1 protein-coding gene is annotated in these 1192 nt (G+C 74.7%); it reads left to right on the top strand.

Annotation, left to right across the window (positions count from 1 at the left end):
• Positions 1–109: 109 nt before the first annotated feature.
• The coding region (locus AB0O29_RS36190) for an acyl-CoA reductase (protein ID WP_365160776.1) at positions 110–1192 on the top strand (1083 nt) is incomplete at its 3' end.

The following is a 1192-nucleotide window of genomic DNA, read 5'->3' as shown; positions in this document are numbered from 1 at the left end:
GTCGAGGGGCTCGGCCCCTGCCACCCTTCCCCGGCCATGCGGAGTACGGGGTGCCGCCTGCGCCGGCACGTGCTGACCCTGCCGGACGTCGCCGCTCACGGCCTCACCGCTGCACCGCAGCGTGTGGGTCAAGCCACTGCCCCGCAAGCGGCTGATCGCCACCCTGCGCCCGATGCGCCGCTACCTGCAGACGGCGGGCGTCGCGGGCAGCCGGTCCGACGTCGCCGAGCTCTCCCGTACCGCCCTGGCCGCGGGCGTCACCCGCGTCACGCCGGTCGGCGCCATGCAGGAGAGCTACGCGGGCGAGCCGCACGACGGGGTCTACGCCCTCCAGCGCTACAGCCGCCGGGTCGCCGTCCAGGCCGACCCGGAGCGGTTCGCCACCACCGCCTGCCTCGACGACCTGGTCCGGCCCGTCGTCCTGCCGGCGCCGGCGGGCCCGCTGCTGGGCAAGGAGGACGTACAGGGGCCGGCCCGGGAGCTGGCCCGGGCGGACGCCGAGCTGTACTTCCACAGCGGCGGCAGCACGGGCGCCCCCGCCCTGTCGGTGTTCAGCTACGACGACTACGACACCCAGATGCACGCCGCCGCCCGGGGCCTGCTCGCCGCCGGCTACGACCCGGTCGGGGACCGCACCGCCAACCTCTTCTACTGCGGCGGCATGTACGGGAGCTTCATCAGCTTCTTCTCCGTACTCGAACGGCTCGGCGGGGTGCAGCTGCCGCTGGCGGCGGGACCGGACCACCGGGCGACGGCCGAGGCCATCGTCGAGCACCGGGCCGACACCCTCTTCGGCATGCCCTCCTACCTGTGGCAGCTGCTGCACGCGCAGGAGGAGGCGCTGCGCGCGTACGGGGGCCTGCGCAAGGTCTTCTACGGCGGGGAACACTTCACGCGGGAGCAGCGGCGCACGCTGAAGGAGAGGTTCGGCATCGAGGCCGTCCGCTCGATCACCTACGGCAGCACCGACCTCGGCCCGCTGGGCTACCAGTGCGCGGAGAGCTCCGGCGGCGTCCACCACCTGCACGCCGACCTCCACGCCCTGGAGATCGTGGACCTGGCCGAGGACCGGCCGGTGGCCCCGGGCGGGACGGGCCGGCTGGTGTTCACCACGCACGCCCGGCGCGGCCAGCGGCTGGGCCGCTACCTGATAGGCGACCTGGGCCGGGAGGTCCCGGGCCACTGCCCGTGC

The sequence above is a fragment of the Streptomyces sp. NPDC089915 genome, from assembly GCF_040684675.1.
Taxonomy (GTDB): domain Bacteria; phylum Actinomycetota; class Actinomycetes; order Streptomycetales; family Streptomycetaceae; genus Streptomyces.
This window is presented reverse-complemented; position numbering and strand designations above follow the sequence as displayed.